General features: G+C 41.0%; 13 protein-coding genes. 7 read left to right on the top strand and 6 right to left on the bottom strand.

Annotated elements, in window-relative coordinates; all coding sequences use genetic code 11:
- The first annotated feature begins 20 nt into the window (after nt 1-20).
- The 4 genes from rpoB (at nt 21) to uxuA (ending at nt 10,372) form a co-directional block, all read left to right on the top strand.
- A complete protein-coding gene (gene rpoB / locus FM107_RS06665; RefSeq protein WP_086947731.1) occupies nt 21-3,830 on the top strand; it encodes a DNA-directed RNA polymerase subunit beta in 3,810 nt (1,269 codons plus the stop codon).
- A 75-nt stretch (nt 3,831-3,905) separates the two neighbouring features.
- The gene (gene rpoC, locus FM107_RS06660; RefSeq protein WP_086947730.1) at nt 3,906-8,183 is read left to right on the top strand and encodes a DNA-directed RNA polymerase subunit beta'; all 4,278 of its coding nucleotides are present in this window, start codon (nt 3,906-3,908) and stop codon (nt 8,181-8,183) included.
- Nucleotides 8,184-8,368: 185 nt separating this feature from the next.
- Nucleotides 8,369-9,190: an SDR family oxidoreductase gene (locus FM107_RS06655; RefSeq protein WP_086947729.1), complete on the top strand. Its 822-nt coding sequence runs from the start codon at nt 8,369-8,371 to the stop codon at nt 9,188-9,190.
- Nucleotides 9,191-9,199: 9 nt separating this feature from the next.
- Nucleotides 9,200-10,372, top strand: a complete 1,173-nt coding sequence (gene uxuA, locus FM107_RS06650; protein WP_086947965.1) for a mannonate dehydratase — start codon at nt 9,200-9,202, stop codon at nt 10,370-10,372.
- On the opposite strand, the gene FM107_RS06645 is transcribed toward uxuA, so the two are convergent.
- From FM107_RS06645 to tyrS, 4 genes are all read right to left on the bottom strand, one after another.
- Nucleotides 10,369-11,394, bottom strand: coding sequence for a LacI family DNA-binding transcriptional regulator (locus tag FM107_RS06645; protein ID WP_086947728.1), 1,026 nt, complete (start codon nt 11,392-11,394; stop codon nt 10,369-10,371). The two genes, uxuA and FM107_RS06645, sit on opposite strands and share 4 nt — an antisense overlap.
- 15 nt (nt 11,395-11,409) lie before the next feature.
- On the bottom strand, nt 11,410-12,054 hold the full coding sequence (locus FM107_RS06640; RefSeq protein WP_086947727.1) for an outer membrane lipoprotein carrier protein LolA: 645 nt from the start codon (nt 12,052-12,054) through the stop codon (nt 11,410-11,412).
- 1 nt (nt 12,055) lies between these two features.
- Entirely contained in the window at nt 12,056-14,698 is a 2,643-nt protein-coding gene (locus FM107_RS06635; RefSeq protein ID WP_086947726.1) for a DNA translocase FtsK, read from the bottom strand.
- A gap of 352 nt (nt 14,699-15,050) precedes the next feature.
- Entirely contained in the window at nt 15,051-16,334 is a 1,284-nt protein-coding gene (gene tyrS, locus FM107_RS06630) for a tyrosine--tRNA ligase (RefSeq protein WP_086947725.1), read from the bottom strand.
- An 88-nt stretch (nt 16,335-16,422) separates the two neighbouring features.
- Here tyrS and FM107_RS06625 point away from each other — a divergent pair, with 88 nt between their 5' ends.
- Together FM107_RS06625 and FM107_RS06620 are read left to right on the top strand one after the other, a co-directional pair.
- Nucleotides 16,423-17,097 carry a hypothetical protein gene (locus FM107_RS06625; protein WP_086947724.1) on the top strand — a complete coding sequence of 225 codons (675 nt, stop codon included), beginning with the start codon at nt 16,423-16,425 and terminating at the stop codon, nt 17,095-17,097.
- Nucleotides 17,098-17,153: 56 nt separating this feature from the next.
- Nucleotides 17,154-18,845, top strand: coding sequence for an amino acid permease (locus tag FM107_RS06620; protein ID WP_086947723.1), 1,692 nt, complete (start codon nt 17,154-17,156; stop codon nt 18,843-18,845).
- Between the two features lie 318 nt (nt 18,846-19,163).
- On the opposite strand, the gene FM107_RS06615 is transcribed toward FM107_RS06620, so the two are convergent.
- Nucleotides 19,164-21,107, bottom strand: coding sequence for a KUP/HAK/KT family potassium transporter (locus tag FM107_RS06615; protein WP_086947722.1), 1,944 nt, complete (start codon nt 21,105-21,107; stop codon nt 19,164-19,166).
- Between the two features lie 232 nt (nt 21,108-21,339).
- Here FM107_RS06615 and FM107_RS06610 point away from each other — a divergent pair, with 232 nt between their 5' ends.
- The gene (locus FM107_RS06610) at nt 21,340-21,756 is read left to right on the top strand and encodes a T9SS type A sorting domain-containing protein (protein ID WP_086947721.1); all 417 of its coding nucleotides are present in this window, start codon (nt 21,340-21,342) and stop codon (nt 21,754-21,756) included.
- Between the two features lie 13 nt (nt 21,757-21,769).
- Here FM107_RS06610 and ispG read toward each other — a convergent pair whose 3' ends face one another.
- A complete protein-coding gene (ispG, locus tag FM107_RS06605; protein ID WP_086947720.1) occupies nt 21,770-23,776 on the bottom strand; it encodes a (E)-4-hydroxy-3-methylbut-2-enyl-diphosphate synthase in 2,007 nt (668 codons plus the stop codon).
- Nucleotide 23,777 lies beyond the last annotated feature (1 nt).

Below are 23,777 nucleotides of genomic sequence, written 5' to 3'. Positions count from 1 at the left end.
AAACTAAAATACTTATTCCCTTGGCAAACAATAATATTCAAAACGAAAGAGTGAATTTTGCGACAAGTAAGAAGGTCATTGATTATCCTGACTTTTTGGGCGTACAATTGCAATCTTTCAAGGAGTTTTTTCAGTTAGAAACTACTTCTGACAATCGCCATCAGGAAGGGCTGTTCAAGGTTTTCGCAGAAAACTTCCCTATTTCTGATTCAAGAAACATCTTTGTGCTAGAGTTTTTGGATTATTTTATTGATCCCCCTCGTTATGATATACGTGAGTGTATAGAACGTGGTCTGACTTACAGCGTGCCTTTAAAAGCTAAATTGAAGTTGTCTTGTAATGATGAAGAACACGAAGATTTCGAAACTATTGTTCAGGATGTATACTTAGGTACAATCCCGTATATGACACCAAAAGGTACGTTTGTTATCAATGGTGCAGAACGCGTAATTGTCTCTCAGTTGCACCGTTCTCCTGGGGTGTTCTTCGGTCAGAGTAGACACACAAATGGTACTAAACTTTATTCTGCAAGGGTAATTCCTTTTAAAGGATCTTGGATCGAATTCGCTACGGACGTTAACAATGTGATGTATGCGTATATCGACCGTAAAAAGAAATTCCCAGTTACTACTTTGTTACGCGCAATTGGATATGATTCTGATAAAGATATCTTAGAACTATTCGATCTCGCAGATGAGGTTAAAGTGAGTAAATCTGGTCTTAAAAAATACGTCGGTCGTCGTTTAGCGGCAAGGGTATTAAAGAAATGGGTGGAAGATTTTGTGGACGAGGATACCGGTGAAGTGGTATCTATCGATCGTAACGAAATCATCTTAGAACGTGAAACAGTATTAGAGGAAGACCATATCGAAATGATCATCGATGCTGGGGTAAAGTCAATTATCCTTGCGAAAGAAGATGCATCGAACAATGCGGATTACTCGATTATATATAATACTTTACAAAAGGATACCTCGAACTCTGAAAAGGAGGCCGTTGAACATATCTACAGGCAATTGCGTAACGCGGAACCACCTGATGAGGAAACTGCGCGCGGTATTATTGACCGTTTGTTCTTCTCGGACAAACGTTATGATTTAGGTGATGTCGGTCGTTACCGTATTAATCGTAAATTAGTGTTAGATACGGCGGATGACACGAAAGTACTTACGCGTCAAGATATAATTGCTATTGTAAAATATTTGATCAATTTGATCAATTCTAAAGCTGAGGTCGATGATATTGACCACTTATCGAATCGTCGCGTTCGTACAGTAGGTGAACAGCTTTATGCACAATTTGGCGTTGGTCTATCTCGTATGGCTCGTACTATACGGGAACGTATGAATATTCGTGACAATGAAGTGTTTACACCGACCGACTTAATTAACGCACGTACATTGTCGTCTGTGATTAATTCGTTCTTTGGTACGAACCAACTTTCGCAATTTATGGATCAAACCAATCCATTAGCGGAAATCACACACAAACGTCGTTTATCAGCGTTAGGGCCAGGTGGTCTTTCACGTGAACGTGCTGGTTTCGAAGTACGTGACGTGCATTACACTCATTATGGTCGTTTATGTACAATTGAAACGCCGGAGGGACCGAACATTGGTTTGATTTCTTCGTTAGCCGTACACGCGAAGATTAATAATTTAGGATTTATTGAGACACCTTATCGTAAAGTTAGAGACGGAAAGGTTGTTGTCGATGAACCAGTGGTTTATCTTTCTGCCGAAGACGAGGATGATAAGACAATTGCGCAAGCAAATGCACTATATGATGACAAAGGAAACTTTTTAGATCCGAAGGTTAAGGCCAGGTATGAGGGTGACTTTCCAGTAATCGAGCCAGAACTTTTGGATTATATGGATATTGCACCGAACCAGATTACGTCTATTGCCGCCTCGCTGATTCCATTCTTGGAACATGATGATGCCAATAGAGCGTTGATGGGGTCAAACATGCAACGTCAAGCAGTTCCTTTGTTACGTCCAAGCGCACCAATCGTGGGTACCGGACTAGAAGCGAGAGTTGCATCTGATTCACGTACATTGATTAATGCTGAGCGCAATGGTGTAGTAGAGTATGTCGATGCGAACGAGATTAAGATTCGTTACGAACGTACCGATGATGATCGTTTAGTTTCTTTCGATGACGATGTGAGTACTTATCATTTAACGAAGTTTAAGAAAACGAACCAGAATACCTGTATTAACTTGAAGCCGATTGTGGTGAAAGGCGATAAGGTTATACAAGGGCAGGTGTTGTGTGAAGGTTATGCTACCGAGAATGGCGAGTTGGCTTTAGGGCGTAACCTGAAGGTAGCCTTTATGCCTTGGCAAGGATATAATTTTGAGGATGCTATTGTGATCTCTGAGCGTGTTGTATCGGAAGATTTATTTACTTCGTTACACATTGAAGAGTTTGAACTTGAAGTTCGTGATACAAAACGTGGGGAGGAAGAATTGACTTCCGATATCCCTAACGTTTCAGAAGAGGCTACTAAAGACCTTGACGAGAACGGTATTATTCGCGTAGGTGCGGAGGTGAACGGTGGAGATATTTTAATTGGTAAAATTACGCCGAAAGGTGAATCTGACCCTTCTCCTGAGGAAAAATTATTACGCGCTATCTTCGGGGACAAAGCGGGTGACGTCAAAGACGCATCGTTGAAAGCTTCACCATCATTAAAAGGTGTCGTAATTGATACGAAGCTATTCTCGCGGGCTAAGAAGATGTCGAAAGATGTCGAGAAGAAAGCACTTGAGAAACTTGAAGTAGCACACGATAGAGCTGTCAAAATATTAAAAGAACGTCTAGTTGATAAATTATTTACGATCGTAAATGGTAAAACTAGTCAGGGTGTATTTAACGTATATAGAGAGTTACTCGTTCCTAAAGGGGCGAAGTTTACCCAGAAGATCCTTACGGATCTTGATTACGCTCATATTAACCCGACTGGATGGACAACTGATGAAGATAAAAATGAACTTATCAAATTATCATTACACTTCTATAACATTAAGTTTAATGAGGAGTTGGGTGCGTTCAAACGTGATAAATTTGCGATTTCTGTAGGGGATGAACTTCCTTCTGGTATCGTCCAAATGGCGAAAGTATATGTTGCTAAAAAACGTAAGCTTCGTGTTGGGGATAAGATGGCTGGTCGTCACGGTAATAAAGGTATCGTTGCGCGTATTGTACGCGACGAAGATATGCCTTTCCTAGATGACGGAACTCCGGTTGATATCGTATTGAATCCATTAGGCGTTCCTTCGCGTATGAACCTTGGACAAATTTACGAAACTGTGTTAGGTTGGGCCGGATTAAAATTAGGTATGAAGTTCGCTACGCCAATCTTTGATGGTGCTGAAATGGACCAAGTAGAGGAATGGATTGCAAAGGCAGAACTACCTATTTCTGGACGTACGTATTTGTACAATGGTTTAACAGGTGAGCGTTTTGATCAACCGACAACGGTTGGTGTAATCTACATGTTGAAATTAGGTCACATGGTGGATGATAAAATGCACGCTCGTTCGATAGGACCATACTCGTTAATTACGCAGCAGCCGTTGGGTGGTAAAGCGCAGTTCGGTGGTCAACGTTTTGGAGAGATGGAGGTTTGGGCACTAGAGGCATTTGGTGCATCGAATATCCTCCAAGAGATCTTAACAGTGAAATCAGATGACGTCGTTGGACGTGCTAAAACATATGAGGCCATTGTTAAAGGTAATAACCTTCCAACACCATCGGTACCGGAGTCCTTCAATGTCTTGGTACATGAGTTACGTGGTCTAGGTTTAGATATCACATTAGATTAATCCACAGAAAACTTAAGAAAGATATGTATTATCCTTCTTAAGTTTTTTACATACAGCTTTAACTTTTAATAAAGTATGTCTTACAAAAAAGATAATAAAATCAAAAGTAACTTTACATCGATTACGATTAGTTTGGCTTCTCCAGAGACTATTTTGGAGCGTTCAAGTGGTGAAGTTACAAAACCAGAGACGATTAACTATCGTACATACAAACCGGAACGTGATGGTTTATTCTGTGAGCGTATTTTTGGTCCTGTAAAGGACTATGAATGTCACTGTGGTAAATACAAACGTATCCGCTATAAAGGAATTGTATGTGACCGTTGTGGTGTGGAGGTGACTGAGAAAAAAGTACGCCGTGAACGTATGGGACACATTAGTTTAGTCGTCCCTGTTGCTCACATTTGGTACTTTCGCTCTCTACCAAACAAGATTGGTTATTTGTTAGGACTTCCTACCAAGAAGTTGGATATGATCATCTATTACGAAAGATACGTGGTTATTCAACCGGGCCTTAAAGAAGAAGATGGTATTTCTTTCATGGATTTCCTAACCGAAGAAGAGTATTTAGATATATTAGATACCCTACCGAAGGAAAATCAATATCTTGATGATACAGATCCTCAGAAATTCATTGCAAAAATGGGTGCTGAGGCGATGGAAGAGTTATTGAAGCGCATCAATTTAGACCAGTTATCATACGATTTACGTCACCAAGCGGCAAATGAAACATCGCAACAGCGTAAGAATGAAGCGTTAAAACGCCTTCATGTTGTTGAAGCTTTCCGTGGAGCAAACACGCGTATTGAGAACAGACCGGAGTGGATGATTGTTAAGATCGTTCCGATTATTCCGCCTGAGTTACGCCCGTTAGTACCTTTGGATGGTGGTCGTTTCGCAACGTCTGATTTGAACGACTTGTACCGTCGTGTGATTATTCGTAATAATCGCTTAAAACGTTTGATCGAGATTAAGGCGCCGGAAGTTATTTTACGTAATGAGAAACGGATGCTTCAAGAAGCAGTCGATTCTTTATTTGATAACTCTCGTAAAGTTAACGCTGTGAAAACAGAAGGTAACCGTGCATTGAAGTCGTTGTCAGATATTTTAAAAGGTAAACAAGGTCGTTTCCGTCAAAACTTGTTGGGTAAACGTGTCGATTATTCTGCTCGTTCTGTAATCGTCGTTGGACCTCACTTGAAACTACACGAGTGTGGTATACCAAAAGATATGGCCGCCGAATTATACAAACCGTTTATCATCCGTAAGATGATTGAAAGAGGTATTGTTAAGACGGTTAAGTCGGCCAAGAAAATTGTTGATCGTAAAGATCCAGTTGTTTGGGATATATTGGAGAATGTATTGAAAGGGCACCCAGTATTATTGAACCGTGCACCGACACTTCACCGTTTAGGTATACAAGCTTTCCAACCTACATTGGTTGAAGGTAAAGCAATTCAATTACACCCGTTAGTGTGTACTGCATTCAACGCCGATTTCGATGGTGACCAAATGGCTGTCCACTTACCGTTAGGTAACGCAGCAATCCTGGAAGCACAAATTTTGATGCTTGCTTCGCATAATATTTTAAATCCGGCAAATGGTTCGCCAGTGACTGTACCTTCACAGGATATGGTATTGGGACTTTATTATATTACCAAAGGTCGCAAATCTACGCCAGAGCAAATTGTTCGTGGTGAAGGAATGACATTTTATTCTGCAGAAGAAGTTATCATTGCATTGAATGAGAATACGATCGATTTGCATGCTTTTATCAAGGTAAAAACGAAAATCAAAGATAAGGAAGGCCAATTTGTCGATACTATTATCGACACGACGGTTGGACGTGTTATATTTAATCAGGTAGTACCAACGGAGACGGGTTTTGTCAACGAATTGTTGACGAAAAAGTCGTTACGTAATATCATTGGGGAGATTGTGAAAAATACGGGTATGTCTCGTGCAGCACAGTTCTTGGATGATATGAAAGATTTGGGATTCCAAACAGCATTTAAAGGAGGGCTATCCTTCAACTTGCAAGATTTGAATATTCCTGCTGCTAAAGTTGAATTGCTTGATCAAGCAACCAGAGAGGTTGAAGAAGTAATGAATAACTATAACATGGGTTTCATTACGAATAATGAGCGTTACAATCAGATTATCGATATATGGACACGTATCAACAACAGGTTGACGACGCACGTAATGGATATTCTTTCGAATGATAATCAAGGTTTCAACTCCGTATATATGATGTTGGATTCTGGAGCGCGTGGTTCTAAAGAGCAAATTCGTCAGTTGTGCGGGATGCGTGGTTTGATGGCTAAGCCTCAGAAATCAGGTAGTTCAGGTGGTGAGATTATTGAAAACCCGATTCTTTCAAACTTTAAAGAAGGTTTGTCTGTACTTGAGTATTTCGTTTCTACCCACGGTGCGCGTAAAGGACTTGCCGATACGGCCCTGAAAACGGCAGATGCGGGTTACTTAACACGTCGACTACATGATGTAGCACAAGATATGATTGTCGTCGAAACGGATTGTAACACCTTACGTGGTTTGTATAAAACAGCGTCAAAAGAGAATGATGATATTATTGAGCCGTTATATGATCGTATTTTAGGCCGTACACCATTGAATGATGTACTACATCCGGAAACTGGTGAGCTAATTGTTGCGGCGAACGAAGATATTACGGAGGATATTGCTACTGCTATTGAAGAAGCAGGAATTGAAGGTGTAGATATTCGTTCGGTATTGACATGTGAAGCGAGACGTGGAGTTTGTGCGTGCTGTTATGGACGTAACTTGGCCTCGGGTAAACGTGTTCAACTTGGAGAGGCTGTAGGGGTTATCGCTGCTCAGTCTGTAGGTGAGCCGGGTACACAGTTGACACTTCGTACGTTCCACGTAGGTGGTACGGCATCGAATATTGCGGCAGATTCTTCGATTATTGCGAAATATGACGGTAAGATTGAGTTTGAAAACGTCCGTACGGTTTCTAAAGAGGGGCAATCTGGTCCTTATGATGTAGCGATTGGACGTTCTGGCGAGCTTCGTATCGTCAGCGATGATAAGAAAGTTCTTTATACCCAGGTCATTCCTTACGGGGCTAATTTGTATATTAGTGAAGGAGACACGGTTGAAAAAGGTAAGCTTTTAGTAGACTGGGATCCATATAACGCGGTTATTATCTCTGAATTCTCTGGTAAAATCCAGTTTGAAGCGATCATCGAAGGTGTAACCTTCCGAGATGAATCGGACGAGCAGACCGGTCACAAGGAGAAAGTAATTATTGAGACGCGTGATAAAACTAAAAACCCGGCTATAATGATTGAAGACCTCGCAGGAGATACGCTTCGTTCATATAACATTCCAGTAGGTGCTCACGTATCTGTTCAAGAGGGACAAAAAATCAAGGAGGGTACTATTCTTGCTAAAATTCCGCGCGCCACAGGTAAAACGCGCGATATCACCGGTGGTTTACCGCGTGTTACCGAGCTGTTTGAAGCGCGTAACCCATCCAACCCAGCGGTCGTAACAGAAATTGACGGTGTTGTAACTTTAGGAGGCGTGAAGCGTGGTAACCGTGAGGTATCTATTGAATCTAGAGATGGTCAACTTAAGAAGTATTTAGTACCTCTTTCGAAACACATCTTGGTACAGGATAATGATTTCGTAAAAGCAGGATTGCCGTTGTCCGATGGGTCTATTTCACCTTCAGATATTTTGAATATTAAGGGGCCGGCAGCGGTTCAAGAATATATCGTGAACGGAATTCAAGAAGTTTACCGCTTACAAGGGGTGAAAATTAACGATAAGCACTTTGAAACCATCGTTCACCAAATGATGCAGAAAGTTAATATCGAGGATCCAGGTGATACGAAATTTCTGGAGAAGGAAGCTGCTAATAAATGGGATTTCATTCAAGAAAATGACTCCTTATTTGATAAGAAAGTCATCGTTGAGGCTGGAGATTCCAATGAACTTCGTCCAGGTCAAATCGTGACCTTGCGTAAGCTACGTGAAGAAAACTCAAGCTTGAGACGTCAAGATTTGAAATTAGTTGAAGTGCGTGATGCAATTCCTGCTACTTCAAGTCCATTGTTGCAGGGTATCACTCGTGCATCATTAGGTACTAAATCGTTCATTTCCGCGGCGTCGTTCCAGGAAACAACGAAAGTCCTCAATGAGGCGGCGATTGCTGGTAAACGCGATAATTTACTCGGTCTGAAAGAGAATGTTATTGTTGGTCACTTAATACCATCCGGTACCGGCCTTCGTAGCTACAGCAACGTTATTGTTGGATCTCGTGAAGAATACGATCAATTGTTAGCATCCAAAGAAGAAGATTAGAATCTTTTATCTTAACATATAAGGGTAGTAAATTAACGTTACTACCCTTTTTTTGTGCTGTATTTTACGGTTTATTCGCCGTAGACATTTTCGCAATCGTTATCGTTAATTCTTCGTCCAGATGTATGCTCGCTGCTAAAAAAATGCGTATTATTGAGTAGTATAAGCGGAAATCAAAATTAATTATGAGTATTCTAGAAAAATTTTCTTTACAAGGGAAAGTTATTGCTGTGACGGGCGGAACAGGGGTTCTTGGAAAGTCATTTGTTAAGGCACTGGCTGAGGCGGGCGCTAAAGTATGTGTTATTGGAAGAAATAAAGAGCGCGCTGACGAGCGTGTTGCATACATCGAGAGTTTGGGTGGAAAAGGATTGGCAATAGCCGCTGACGTGTTAGATGAATCGTCCGTGATTGCGGCAAAAGATCAGCTCTTAACCAAATGGGGAACGATAGATGGTTTGGTTAATGCGGCAGGGGGTAATATCCCAGGTGCGACAATTGGACCGGAGGAAGATATTTTTGATAACAAGATTGGTGATACGATTAAGGCCATCGAATTGAATTTATACGGTACGATAATCCCAACGTTAATTTTTGGAAAGGTCATGGCAGATAAAGGTGTTGGATCCATCATCAATATATCGTCTCTAGCCGCGAGCCGCCCAATTACACGGGTTCTTGGATATACGGTTGCTAAACATGGGGTGGACGGATTTACGAAATGGATGGCAGCTGAACTAGCTTTACGCCATGGCGATAAGATTCGTGTTAACGCTATTGCTCCGGGCGTGTTTTTAACGGAACAGAATAGGACATTGTTGACGAACCCGGACGGGAGCTATACGGATCGTTCGGATAAGTTTGTTCGCAACACCCCATATAATAGACTCGGAGATCCTTCGGAGTTAGAAGGTACGTTGGTTTATCTATTGAGTGACGCCTCAGGCTTCGTCTCGGGCGAAACAATTTTTGTCGATGGTGGATTTAATTCATGGTGTGGCGTTTAATAATTTATGATGGATAGAAAGTTTTTACAACAAGCGTGGCGTTGGTATGGTCCTAACGACCCGGTTTCATTACAGGATATAAAGCAAGCCGGTGCGACGGCGATCGTTTCAGCATTACATCATATCGCACACGGCCAGGTGTGGCCAGTTGATGATATAATGGAACGTAAACAAACTATTGAACAAGCGGGACTAGTCTGGTCGGTTGTGGAAAGTGTTACGATTCATGAGTCAATCAAGACACGCTCTAGCGAGGTCGATTATTATTTGGATAATTACCGGCAAACGCTTAGAAACCTTGCGTCGTGCGGTATAAAAACCGTTTGCTACAACTTTATGCCTGTACTCGATTGGACCAGGACCCAATTAGATTTGGAAATGAAAGACGGTTCGAAAGCCTTGTATTATGACTGGATTGATTTAGCCATTTTTGATATTTATATATTGGAACGTCCCGATGCCTCTTCCTCTTATGCGGTCTCGGTAGTAGAGCAAGCGCAGATACGTTATAGTACCTATACGGAAGAGCGTAAACGGTTTCTTCAGGGCAACGTGTTAATGGGAATACCAGGGGAAAAAGATCCCTCATTGGAAGACCTTCGAACAAGTATCGCAATTTATGAACAAATTGGATTTGACGGTTTACGTGAGAATTTGGTTTATTTCCTTAGTGAAATTGCTGATGTATGTGAGGAGCTAGGAATTAAGATGACCATCCATCCGGATGACCCACCGTATCCTATACTCGGTCTTCCACGTATCGCAAGTAATATCGATGATTTTACGTTTATCGTAAATAGTGTAAATAAGCCCTTTAACGGAATTTGTTTCTGTACCGGATCATTAGGTGCTGGCCCGGATAATAATCTTGTAGCGCTGTTTAAAAGTGTATCATCACGTATTAATTTTATACATTTAAGAAATGTTCAACGGGATGAAGCAGGGAATTTCTTCGAGGCAAATCATTTGGAAGGTAACGTCGATATGTATGCGGTTATGAAAGAGGTTGTCGCTGAAAACCAAATGCGCGACGTGCCTATTCCGTTTCGTCCTGATCATGGACATCAAATGCTCGATGATTTAAAGAAAGTTACAAACCCCGGGTATTCCGCAATTGGGCGGTTACGCGGACTAGCTGAACTACGCGGGTTAGAACTCGGTTTAGTCCGAAATTTAGATTAACCTAAGGTAGAATGTCGAAGTTGAATAGTTGTTGGAAGTTTAATATCTTCCCATTCTATTTGACTTCGATTTTTTTTGTTTATTGTTTCTATTAATTTACGTACCGCTAGTTCGCCAATTTCTTTCGTTGGTTGACGAATTGCACTCAACGATGGGTTTAAAGAGAATGCTATTTCTGTGTTCGCAAAACCTATCACAGCAATTGTTTCAGGCACTCGAATGGCTAGCTTGGCTAATATGCCTAACAAGTGCGTCGTTATTGTATCTGTCACCCCAATAATGGCGTCTGGTGGATTGGATAATTTTAATAGACTTTTCAAATGATCTTCGAGATCCGTATGTAATTCGTCAATGCTTTTTACATTACAGTAGACTTTAAACGCGGGGATTTGAGGGAGATTATTTTGTTCAAGTGCTTTATAATAACCATTCAGTCGCTGCTGCGTTATTCCTTGGTCTGTGCCGCAGAATATTGCAATATTTTTACGCCCGATTTCGATTAAGTGTTTGCAAGCATTGAACGTGCCTTCGGCATTTAATACCCCGACTTTATGCGTTTCCAATGGGTAGTTGGTGCGGTCAAAAATAACGATCGGGGTGGTTTTAAGTATTTGTTTTGCTAAATCAACATTTGAATTCTCGTGTATGGGGCAGAAAAGTAAACCATCGACGCTTTTATTCATCATGGATTTTAAAGCCTGCTCTTCGGATTTTTCATCCTCCATACTATTCATAATTACTATTCGATAATTATGAATAGTGGCGATCGACTGTATTCCCTCGATGATTTGAGAGTCAAATGATGTACTCATTTTTGGGAGTACAACGCCAATAGTTTGCGATTTTCCCGTTTTAAGAAACTGTGCTAAAACATTGGGCTGATAATTATTTAGCTGTGCATATTCGCGAACTTTGTTTTTAGTCGCTGCACTAATTTCATAACTGTCGTTTAAAGCTTTTGATACTGTCGAAACGGACATATTCAGACCTTGAGCGAGAGTTTTAAGCGTAGTTTTAGCCATTTCTGATAAAAACTTTTAACGTAGATCAACTATTTCGTACGATGGATATTTTGATTTATCAAAAGAAAATGTAGTCGAAGGAATCTTGTTATTAACATAAAGTGTCTTTATGGAATATTTATATTGGGCACCTGACTTGTCGAATATAAGTACATCATGGATATGATTGTTTTCGTTTACACGAAGTTTTATTTTCGTATAATTAGTCTGTTGGTTCGTGGGCGTCAGCTCGATAACACGCAACGATTTTCCATTACTCTTTTCGTTTTTTCCAAGAGTATAATTATAGCCGCTTTTATAAAAGGTAAAAATATTATTGGGACCAATACTCGTTGTTGATTGCTCTGCTGGGGAAACTTGAACCTCTTTCTCTTCAAGAAGGACCGACCAAGTCGTCTTCCCGTCGCTCAGTAAATCCTGACTATTTAGGTTTATACGATACTGGTGTTCTGGTTTATTCAGATACAACGTACCTTTGTCTGAATACAGGTCACCTGTAGCTTGGGTTGAGGAAAAGTTGAATTCCGATTGAATGGTGTTGTATGCATCATATTTTTTTGATACACGATCCAGTATTTCTTTCGCCGACTGGTCGGATTGCCCAAATACAGCGATCGTTGTCCAAATAAATGAAGCGATCAATATTATCTTATGTTTCATCTTATTCTTTTTTTCTCAATGTTTCCAAATATTGTTCCAATGAATATTCATCCGGATATAATACTTCGCGTGCCTTGCTCCCTTCGAACGGTCCAACGATGCCAGCCGCTTCCAATTGATCAATTATTCGACCCGCTCTGTTGTATCCTAGTTTCATTTTCCGTTGTATGAGTGAAGTTGATCCTTGTTGGTGCATCACAATTAAACGTGCTGCATCTTCAAACAATTGGTCGCGATCTTCCAAGCTGAAATCAGCGCTACCGCTACCTTCTCCATTTTCATCGACATATTCGGGCAACAGGAAGGCTGACGGGTATCCGCGTTGACTTCCGATAAATTCAGAAATACGATCGACTTCCGGTGTATCAACGAAAGCACATTGGATACGTATTAGATCGCTGCCTGTTGCTAATAACATGTCACCTCGCCCAATCAGTTGGTCTGCGCCACCTGTATCGAGGATTGTTCGTGAGTCAATTTTAGATAATACCCTAAATGCCAGCCGAGCAGGGAAGTTTGCCTTGATCGTTCCCGTAATAATGTTCACTGAAGGCCTTTGCGTTGCGATGACCAAATGGATTCCCACGGCACGCGCTAGCTGGGCTAAACGCGCTATTGGGGTTTCAACCTCCTTGCCAGCGGTCATCATCAAATCTGCAAACTCATCGACGACCAATACTATAAATGGTAAGAATCGGTGGCCCTCCTCAGGGTTTAATTTTCGATTGACAAATTTGACATTGTATTCTTTTAAATTACGTACATGTGCATTTTTGAGAAGATCGTAACGCTGATCCATCTCAATACACAGGGAGTTTAAGGTATTAATTACCTTTTTCGTATCTGTTATGATCGGTTCTTCTTCATTGGGTAGTTTTGCTAGAAAGTGTCTTTCGATCGTTTTGAATAACGATAGTTCCACTTTCTTAGGGTCCACGAGCACAAACTTGAGTTCCGCAGGATGCTTCTTGTATAGTAACGAAGTAAGGATGGCGTTAATACCAACTGATTTACCCTGTCCTGTCGCTCCGGCGACTAATAGGTGAGGCATTTTTGCGAGATCCGCGATATAAACTTCATTCGAGATTGTCTTCCCAAGTGCGATCGGCAGATCCATGTCGGTATTTTTGAATTTCTCTGTCGCGAGCACCGAGCGCATGGAAACCATCTCAGGCGAACTATTGGGCACTTCGATACCAATCGTTCCTTTTCCTGGCATAGGTGCAATAATACGAATCCCTAGGGCAGCAAGGCTTAATGCGATGTCGTCTTCCAGGTTTTTAATTTTAGAAATCCGTACACCGGGTTTCGGGATAATTTCATATAAAGTTACCGTCGGGCCTATTGTTGCTTTGATGTGTTCAATTTCAATATTGTAGTGTCGTAGGGTGTCGACAATTCGGTTTTTGTTAACCTCTAATTCCTGTTGATTAATGGTGATTTTTCCTGTTCCGTAATCTTGCAACAGGTCGAGCGTAGGATACTGGTAACCCGATAAATCCAGTTTTGGATCGTACTCGCCAAATTGGGCGACGAGATCATTGGCGGTGATTGCTTTTTCTTCTACAGGCTTTTCGACACTCAACACCGGGCCCGCAGTCTTTTCGACCGGTTCCGGCATGGGGGAGGGGTCCACCGACAAGGGAATCGTTTCTTTTGTATTCTCGCTTGCAGAATACTGTTTCTCTACCGATTCGTTTGTCGATACTTCAAGGTCGAAAGTCGTGTTGGGCTTAATTGTGTTCTCGGATTGAGATGGTTGAAATGCGTTAGATGACGAATCAACTGCTACTTCCCGCTCGGGTGCGCGCTGGACGTTTGAGCTTTTTTCTTCCTGATTTCTATTGATCGAGTTCTGTTGAACATCACGTTTATTAAATGCGTCTAAGTTGTCTTCATTTTTGTCTTCTAGTTCTTCCTCGGTGAGAACTTTTCGTGTTGTCCAAGTCCATTTCAAGTCGAGGTTATAAACTAAAATCAATACGGTTAAGTAAGCGAATATCAGTAAGGCCGCAATACCGGTCGTCCCAATTTGCGCAGTTAATAGCAGGTTAGTCCAATATCCAAACTTACCTTCTAGTATATGCGGCGCGTCAGTAGTGAATCCTTGTAAGTAGCCAAATGTAACGGACAAAAATACCATACCTATAATAGCGTAAATTAATGTCTTCCAAATCGGTAGTAACGATTTTTTGTATAGGAATTTGTAGCCGATCACAAAGAACATTAACACGAACAGGAAAGATGCAACTCCGAACCATTCGAAAATAAATTGATTTGCAAGTAATGCGCCTAATTTACCCAACTTGTTTTCAACAACAGGAAGCTCAATCGCCTCATCGGCGATCTCTTGGGTTGATTTAAAGAGTGACGACCAACCGCCGTTGGCGGTGGAAATGTAACTTTGATCTTGTTTCCAAGTGAAAAGATAAGAAACAAAGGAAACTGCAAGGATAAATGAAATAAATAATAAAAATATTCCGAATATCTTTAATGCTTTTCGTTGCCCTTCACTGAAGTTGATTCCATCAAATGATTTTAAACGTGGCTTCTTGCTATATGTTACAGATCTGGTAGCCCGAGGTGCTTTTTTTGCACTCGTTGCCCCCCCCGTATTTTTAAATGAATTTCCTTTGTTCGACATGAAATATATATACTTCTCCTACTTACAAACTTAAAAAAAATGCTCGATTAATCCGTCACAATTTTGGTATGGTACATTTCGCTGTTGGGAAAATGAATTAATATTGATATCTCGGGGTGTTAGGATCGTAATTTGAACGGAGTAGCGGCCCTGTGTTACACTGTGCCACTACGCTAGGTGCGTTGCTGTACATTTGAGTAGGCGGGGTCGCCGAACAATGTGATTAAAATCGTATAGTAATACCGAGGCATGAGCGGTATCGGGAACCAAGTCAGTTAATCTGGCCGCTTAGGACAAATTATCAATTTCTGTTGGACGAGTAAAAAAGACTCCCCCAACAGAAAGAATAGTATTATTTTGCGATAATCAGAAAATAATTCTTTTTGCCACGTTGGGCAATGATGTATTTTTCATTCATTAAGCTCGTTGCATCGATGAATAGCTCGATATCGTTTAGCTTTTCTTTATTTAGGGAGACACCCCCGCCCTGAAGCATTTTTTTCGCTTCGCCTTTCGAGGCGAAAACCGCGGTGTTTACTGCCAACAAATCCAAAATATTAATCCCAGCACTTAGCGTACGTTTGTCGATTTCAAATTGTGGAACGCCATCGAAAATATCTAACACGGTTTCGTGGTCTAAGCCGTTTAAAAATTCCAAGGATCCGTTTCCAAATAGGAACTCGGATGTTTTTAATGCTGTTTGGTAGTCTTGCTCTGAATGGGTACGGATTGTAATATCTTTAGCCAGAGCTTTTTGTATTGTTCGTGTATGTGGCGCGGCATCGTGTTCAGCAATAACCTCCTGGATTTCTTCTTGTGATTTTAAAGTGAAAATATTGATCCAGTTTTTAGCATCTTCATCCGAGGTATTCAACCAAAATTGGTAATATTTATAAGGAGATGTTTTTTTCGGGTCGAGCCATATTGCTCCGGATTCGGTTTTACCAAATTTCTGTCCGTCTGATTTTTTTATCAGTTGCGTAGTGATCGCATAAGCTGTACCCTGGTCTTGACGCCGGATCATCTCACTGCCAGTGACAATGTTCCCCCATTGATCAGATCCTCCCATTTGTAGCTTACAGTTTTCATGCTTCCACAAGTAATAAAAGTCATATCCCTGTATCAATTGGTAAGTGAATTCCGTAAAAGATAACCCGTTATCTCCCTCTAAGCGTTTTCTTACGGAGTCTTTGGACATCATATAGTTGACAGTGATCAATTTCCCAACATCGCGTATAAAGTCCAAAAAATTAAAATCCTTGAACCAGTCATAATTATTGACCATTTTCGCATCGGTTTCTCCCTCACCAAAGTTTAAGAACTTAGCGAGTTGTTTTTTTAAACAGTCGACGTTGTGTTGCAATGTTTGTTCGTCTAATAGATTTCGCTCGGCAGACTTAAACGAAGGATCTCCAATCATCCCCGTTGCCCCCCCCACTAACGCGACGGGTTTATGTCCCGCATTTTGGAAATGGATTAACGTCATGATTTGCGTCAGGTGACCGACATGCAAGGAGTCTCCGGTTGGATCGAAACCGATATATCCTGATATTTTTTCTTTGTTTAGTAATTCTTCAGTTCCGGGCATGATATCTTGCAACATCCCTCTCCAGCGTAGTTCTTCTACAAAGCTCATTTTTCTATGGTTACGATTTTTTAAATTAAGATAGCAAAGATAAAATATTAAGCCGTATCTTTCGAAAAATAAAACTAGAAGTTGAACGTTGAATTTTTTAGCCCACTACTATTTTGAACGCTACGCCGCCGAGTCTGAACGAGTTCTAGGTGCAATCCTGCCAGATTTATTAAAAAATGCTGATAAACGGTATAGTTTCCACCCTCAACGATTCGAGGAAAGTCTGTTCGCGTACCCAAAAACAATGTGGATATCCGAAGGATGGTACCGTCATGTAGAAATAGATAAAATTTTTCACTCTTCAACATATTTTCTCGAGCACTGCCATGTATTTCGTAAGGTGCTTGAACCTGTGGTGGACCATCTTCCAATCCGTGCATCATTTTTAGCACATATCGCGATTGAATTATTACTGGATCATTTGTTGATTCAAGACGAGTTGGTTAACCCCGTGCGATTATATGATCATCTTGAGCAGGTCAATCAGCCGACCATTGAACGTTATCTAAATACGATTGGGGAGGTTGATATACAACTTTTTTTTAATTTTTATGAGGAATTCCTCCATTCTCGTTATATTCTCGATTATAAAGCGATTGAAAACTTATCATATGCACTTTTTAATATTTGCAAACGGGTTTGGGTTTTTGAAGTAACTGATCAAGATAGAGCTAATTTAACGCGGTGTCTTATAGATTATAAAGAGAAGAACTTACCCGGATATATGGATATCTTTCACGAAATACAGCATAAAATACTTTAAATCGTTTTATTTTTTGCCACTTTTGTAAACTAATTAACGCTGTTAATATTTCGTCTATGATTAATAAACTTTTCAGAAAGAAGAGTGTAGATCAAATTTTACTTGATTCAAAACAGGGTACAGGCCTAGAAAAAGTCCTTGGTGTTCGTGATTTAGTTTCTTTGGGAATCGCTGCTATTGTTGGAGCAGGGATATTTAGTACCATTGGATTAGCAAGTTACGAAGGTGGGCCAGCAATATCTTTGTTGTTTGTCTTTGTGGCATTTGCGTGCGTGTTTACTGCACTAGCTTATGCACAATTTGCCAGTACCGTACCTGTTTCCGGAAGTGCTTATACTTATGCATATGTTGCATTTGGGGAGCTGTTTGCCTGGATAATAGGATGGGCGCTCGTGCTCGAATATGCCGTTTCCAATATGGTTGTCGCTATCTCTTGGTCACAGTATTTTGTTTCGATGCTCGAAGGCTTCGGTATTCATTTGCCCGGCTGGCTAACGATGGCGCCCGCGTACGCCATTGAAGCACATGAAAGGTTTATAAGCGACGGGGCTGCGTCGCTCTCGGTCGTTGAAACGGCTAATTTAGAGGCTTATCTTTCTGCACCCGTTATTGGTGGAATTCCTATTATTTTCGATTTGCCTGCCGGGCTGATCACGGTATTAGTAACCTGGCTTGTTTATATAGGAATTAAGGAGTCGCAGCGAGCAAGCAATATTATGGTCGCCATAAAAGTGGGTATCATTATACTGGTTGTCTTGGGCGGCTTGTTTTTTGTGAAGCCCGAAAATTGGACGCCGTTTGCGCCCAACGGTATGCGTGGGGTGATGGGGTCAGTTGCGGCGGTATTTTTTGCTTTTATAGGCTTTGATTCGATATCAACGACGGCTGAAGAATGTAAAAATCCGCAACGTGATCTTCCGCGGGCGATGATTTGGTGTCTTATTATTTGCACCGTGTTGTATATCGCAATCACGATCGTGTTAACTGGGATGGTTAATTATACGGAGCTGAATGTGAAGGATCCTCTTTCATTTGTTTTTAAATATGTGGGATATGATAGTATGGCCGGGGTTGTTTCGGTGACTTCAGTAATCGCTATAACGAGTGCACTTTTGGTTTATCAATTGGCTCAACCTAGGATATGGATGACGATGAGTAGAGATGGATTGTTATCCAAGAAATTCGCACGCATACATCCAAAATATAAAACCCCTTCTTACGCCACAATCATAACAGGAATTGTAGTCGCGATTCCTTCGCTTTTCTTTAAGATGGATTTCTTTGTGGATTTGACGAGTGTGGGAACCTTCTTTGCTTTTATTTTGGTCTGTGCAGGAGTGCTGTATATGGATCATTCTGGATTATCCGCAAAGTCCAAGTTCCGTGTGCCGTATGTAAATGGAAAATATTTGATTGGGATTGGTTTTATCTTGGCCTGGGCCATCATACTGGGGTATGCAGATCAGATCGTAGCGAATTGGCAAGGGATGTCTATAGTCGATATTATCGAGCATAAATCGCTCGTAGTAGTCTTTTGGATTGTTTGGGTTATCCTGGCTATTATGGGATACAAATATAATTTCTCATTACTGCCTGTCATCGGAATTCTAATCAACCTGTATCTAATGAGTGAGTTGGGCGCAAGCAATTGGATTATCTTTATCGCATGGTTATTAATCGGACTGGTGTTCTATTTCGCTTACGGTTATAAGAATTCTAAGCTAAATGAACGTGCCAATCTACGTTAAAGCGAATGTTGAGCTTCGGGTTTAATTGAACGTGCTACTTAAATAGTCTGAATTATTCCTTTTCACTCAAAAGTCCCTGCCGATATATTTTAAATTCCTCGGTTAGGGTAGCCTTCGCGGCGTTAAATCACGATCTAATTTATGATCGTAATGATAAGCCCATTCACGCATAGAAAAGTTTAATTCCGGGTTGATCCAAACACACTCAGATTGCAGGTATTGGAAGAAGGTTAAAACTTATTGATTTTTCAAGGTCTGAACCGTTCAAGCCTTAATTTTCCGACGATCAGGCGCTAAATAAGGGAAACGAAGTTAACGTTAATTCAACCGTTTTAATATAACTTTTTTGGTTGTGGGGATATTTAACGGAACACGCTCGAGCGTCACAAAACTACTATCCAGACCGAACCCACGTTCTTCCGATAAACTGAATTTTTTAAGTATTTTGTAGATTTCGATAATGACTTTTTGATACCATTTAAGGTCATTGGTTTTAGCTATTATTTTTTCTAGAATTACAAAATTGAAATCGCCGGGAATACCGTGTTTTTTTAGAGTCTGGTAATTACTCGTAATATCTATTTCACCTTTCTCAACCATGTCTTCAACTGCTTTTCGAAACAAGAGGCTAATTTGATGTTCTTCTCGGAATCCAAGTTTAAAATCGATACGAATCAACTTGTTCGGGATTAGTTTCTTAACGACATATTCTCGCGTATGTGGATTATCCATCACATCGACGTGAACGAGCCAATAGACATCTGCGCGTTTTGGTTTTTTATTGATCATAGAGTAGATGATCTTATGTTCGATTTCGTGACTATTGTTGGCACTCGTTAGATATACGATGTGCGAAGCGAATAGTGGCACGGATTTATCTTCACTTAGTTCCGAAATGATCGGGTAATATTTTCTCACGTCGACGAATCGAACAAAGCTGTTTTTGATTTTACGTGCTCCATACCAGGAAAACATCACAATAAAAAGTGTGCTTGCTAATAATAAGGTGAGCCATCCACCATGTGTGATTTTAACAATGTTACCGGCGAGAAAGGTGAATTCAATACTAAAGTAAGCGATAGCAAATACGAGGATCGCGATTTTATTTATTTTTAAGCGGAGCAAGAAGTTACACATGAGTATTGTAGTCATGATGAACGTCACATTAATGGCAAGTCCGTACGCTGCTTCCATATTGGACGATTCTTGGAATACCGCAATAATTAGCATACATCCAATGTATAGAACCAAGTTTATCGATGGCACATACAGCTGTCCCTTGTGGTGGCTGGGGTACCGAATAGCTACTTTCGGCCAAATATTTAGGCGCACCGCCTCGGAGATGAGAGTGTAAGATCCCGTGATCATTGCCTGACTGGCCACCACAGCGGCTAACGTAGCTATTGCAACGCCATAAACGACAAATCCGTCCGGCATAATTGCGTAAAACGGATTGATGTTACCCATCGTGTATCCAGCGTGTTGATGAAGCCAAACGCCTTGACCGAAATAGTTTAGGATAAGCATAAGTTTCACGAATATCCAGCTTATCCTGATATTTGCCTTTCCGCAGTGCCCCATGTCAGAGTAGAGTGCTTCTGCACCAGTGGTACAAAGAAAGATTGCCCCAATAAAATATAAAGCATTCGGATGGCTAATTAATGTAGAAATCGCGTAATAGGGGTTCAGTGCTGCGAAAATTTCTGGAGCTTGTATAACATATAGCAACCCAAGCGTCCCGATTGTGCTAAACCAAACAAACATCAAGGGACCAAATATTTTCCCCACAATCGATGTTCCGAAACGTTGGATGATAAAAAGAATGCTGATAATAAACACGACAATCGGTACGGTAGGTACCTCTGGGTAATGGATCGCTAGACCCTCCACGGCTGAGGAAATCGTAATGGCGGGTGTGATCATACCATCGGCTAAAAGCGTACTCGCGCCGATAATTGCCGGTATAAAAAGCCATTTTGCTTTCTTACGAACGAGGGAGTACAAGGAAAGGATGCCACCTTCACCTTTATTATCGGCGTTTAATGTGATCCATACGTATTTAATAGAGGTCTGTAAGGTCAGGGTCCAAAATACGCAAGACAGGCTTCCTAGAATTAAATCTTCTTCGATAACCCCTTTGTTAAAAATAGCTTTGACCACATATAAGGGAGAGGTTCCAATATCTCCGAAAATGATACCTAAGCTGATAAGTAGCCCTGCAAGGCTTAAGCGTTGTGTATCAATATGCTTAATCGTTTTCATTTCAAAAAATTATGGTGCAAATGTACAGTAATTTATAATTGGCGCGAAATAAAAAGCGTGCAACGCATATTCTTGTTAAAAATTGTTAAAACCCAAAAAAAAAATGAAATTTGTAGAGATCATCCTGAGAAAAAAATTAACTTTGTTTAGTGAGTGAGAGATGATGGTGCAAATATTATGAAATTAAACCAACAACCGGCTAATAGTGTCTAAACTACTATAGTACACAAGAATGAAAAAAATTAGAAATATAGCGTTGATAACTTTGTTAAGTATGGGTTTGCTTAACATGAGTGATGTTATGGCTTCTTCTTTTCCTTTTTCCAGTACGACCCACCAATATAGGATATCATCTGTTTCGAAAATCGACCCAATTAAAGACGAGAAAATTATTACGAATGTTAAAGTTTTCTATAACCCGGTTGCCGAGCAGATTACAATGACGTTCAAATTGAGCAAACAAAATAATGTAACAATCAAAGTGATGGATGCCCTTGGGAATGAAGTTTTGAATTTGATGAATGGAAGTTTGGAGGCTGGGATACAGAGTCTTTCCTTTGAGGCAAATGGTAAAGTTACCACGGGCGTTTATTTCGTTCGCGTCTCTTCTAATGCCGAGACTGTTGTAAAACGCATCTCGGTACGGTAATTTATTGTTTTAATTAATCCTTATTTTCTTCGGTCCAACGATCATCGGATTTTATTATTTCGATGAGTTCGTCTAATGCGTCAGCCGTCGGTACATTCTTTTTTACGACTTGTTTTCCTCGGTAAAGTGTTATTTTATCGGGGCCCGCGCCGACATAACCATAATCCGCATCAGCCATCTCTCCTGGTCCATTTACGATACACCCCATAATCCCGATCTTTAAACCTTTTAAATGGCTCGTTCTGCTTCGTATCATTTGCGTAGTTTCTTGGAGATCGAATAGGGTACGACCACAACTTGGGCATGATATATACTCCGTTTTTGAAATTCTTGAACGGGTCGCTTGTAATATGCCAAAAGATGTCGAAGTGATTCTCTCAGGCGCAATCGCCGGACTATCAATCCATATGCCTGAACCAAGACCATCAACCAGCAAAGCACCTAAGTCAGTACCTGCATATAACTGTAGTTTCGATATGGGCTCCTCGGGACTCGTGTCATCGTCAAGAGGTCCTGAAAATTCGGCTGCTGCATAGTTCCGTTTTATAATTACCGGATTGTCTAGTCCAATTGCTTGCAAGTTGTAAAAGAACTGGCGTTGATCTGCCATCCCATGTACACGCTGTGTTTGGAGAACAAACACGATCGTCTCGTCAATCGCCAGATTGGCAAAATCCGTATCCCTAAGTTCGTCGTTGGAAATTAAGATTAGATTCAAATTTGGATCGTGTTCTGTGGCCTGGTTGTAGAGGGCAATAGTATACAAAGGGTGTTTGTTAGCTTTGTCCTTTAGCAAAAGCCATGTATTAAAATCGTATATTACTTTTAAATTACCCGGTAGCGTAAAGGACGGTAAATTATTTCCTAAGTATACAAAGTCTACGGACTGCTCGTTGATATGGTATTTATCATTCAATGCATCGTAACGGTATCCAACTTTGTTAAGTATGAAAGGATCTTTACCATTCTCAGCAGATAGGTCTATGACTATACGCGGCACGAGGGATCCCCCCAGGAATGCATTTACTTCCTTTGCCAGGTACGGTTGGTTCGTATTGTTTTCTGATAATCTTATAACCGAATGCTCATGTTGATGTTGGAGGTCGACTTGGCGTTTGCTGTACCGATTCACGAGGGCAATAGCAACCGGTGCTTCTTTTTCGGGGTCTTCCGTTAGCGAGACACGTACCGTATCGCCTAAGCCATCTTCAAGCAACGTTCCGATACCAACCGCCGATTTGATACGGCCATCTTCACCATCACCCGCTTCGGTCACGCCGAGATGGAGCGGATAGTTCATGTTTTCGGCTACCATCTTCTCCACAAGTAACCGGTAGGCCTGAACCATGACTTGCGGGTTCGAAGATTTCATCGACACCACTAAATTAAAGTATTTTAAATCTTCGCAAATCCGTATAAATTCTAACGCGGATTCCACCATTCCTTCGGGTGTATCGCCATATCGGCTCATAATTCGATCCGATAGTGAGCCGTGGTTTGTGCCTATGCGCATCGCCGTGCCATATTGTTTGCAAATATTTACTAACGGCGTGAATTTTGTATAAATACGGTCTAATTCTGCTTGGTAAGCATCATCTGTGTAATCGATTTGGTCGAAGCGTTTTTTGTCGGCATAGTTCCCTGGGTTGATACGGACTTTCTCTACAATGCGGGCAGCTACCTCCGCGGCATTGGGCGTGAAATGTATATCTGCAACAAGCGGAACGTGATAACCGCGCGCCTTCAATCCATTTTTTATTGCCAAAAGATTTTCCGCTTCTTTAATGCTGGGGGCTGTGATTCGAACATATTCACAACCAGCATCTACCATTCGAATGGTTTGCTCAATGGATCCCAAAGTATCCATTGTGTCGACCGTTGTCATGCTCTGGATTCGTATCGGGTTATCGCCGCCCAACGGAATATCACCGACGGTTACTTCGCGAGTCTTGAATCGGCTATATGTCGTTTTTGAGTTGCAATAACTCCCGGGAATTGTGCTTATGTTGTTCGTGTTCATG

The sequence above is a fragment of the Sphingobacterium sp. JB170 genome, from assembly GCF_900163865.1.
Taxonomy (GTDB): Bacteria; Bacteroidota; Bacteroidia; order Sphingobacteriales; family Sphingobacteriaceae; genus Sphingobacterium.
Note: the sequence above shows the minus strand (reverse complement) of the source record. Positions and strands in the feature narration are given on the sequence as shown.

Coding starts and splice junctions, on each gene's coding strand:
- tyrS (WP_086947725.1), bottom strand. CDS start 16,334: ATGAGCTTTGTAGAAGAACTACGCTGGAGAGGGATGTTGCAAGATATC.
- FM107_RS06620 (WP_086947723.1), top strand. CDS start 17,154: ATGATTAATAAACTTTTCAGAAAGAAGAGTGTAGATCAAATTTTACTT.
- FM107_RS06640 (WP_086947727.1), bottom strand. CDS start 12,054: ATGAAACATAAGATAATATTGATCGCTTCATTTATTTGGACAACGATC.
- FM107_RS06635 (WP_086947726.1), bottom strand. CDS start 14,698: ATGTCGAACAAAGGAAATTCATTTAAAAATACGGGGGGGGCAACGAGT.
- ispG (WP_086947720.1), bottom strand. CDS start 23,776: ATGAACACGAACAACATAAGCACAATTCCCGGGAGTTATTGCAACTCA.
- FM107_RS06655 (WP_086947729.1), top strand. CDS start 8,369: ATGAGTATTCTAGAAAAATTTTCTTTACAAGGGAAAGTTATTGCTGTG.
- rpoC (WP_086947730.1), top strand. CDS start 3,906: ATGTCTTACAAAAAAGATAATAAAATCAAAAGTAACTTTACATCGATT.
- FM107_RS06645 (WP_086947728.1), bottom strand. CDS start 11,394: ATGGCTAAAACTACGCTTAAAACTCTCGCTCAAGGTCTGAATATGTCC.
- FM107_RS06615 (WP_086947722.1), bottom strand. CDS start 21,107: ATGAAAACGATTAAGCATATTGATACACAACGCTTAAGCCTTGCAGGG.
- FM107_RS06610 (WP_086947721.1), top strand. CDS start 21,340: ATGAAAAAAATTAGAAATATAGCGTTGATAACTTTGTTAAGTATGGGT.
- uxuA (WP_086947965.1), top strand. CDS start 9,200: ATGGATAGAAAGTTTTTACAACAAGCGTGGCGTTGGTATGGTCCTAAC.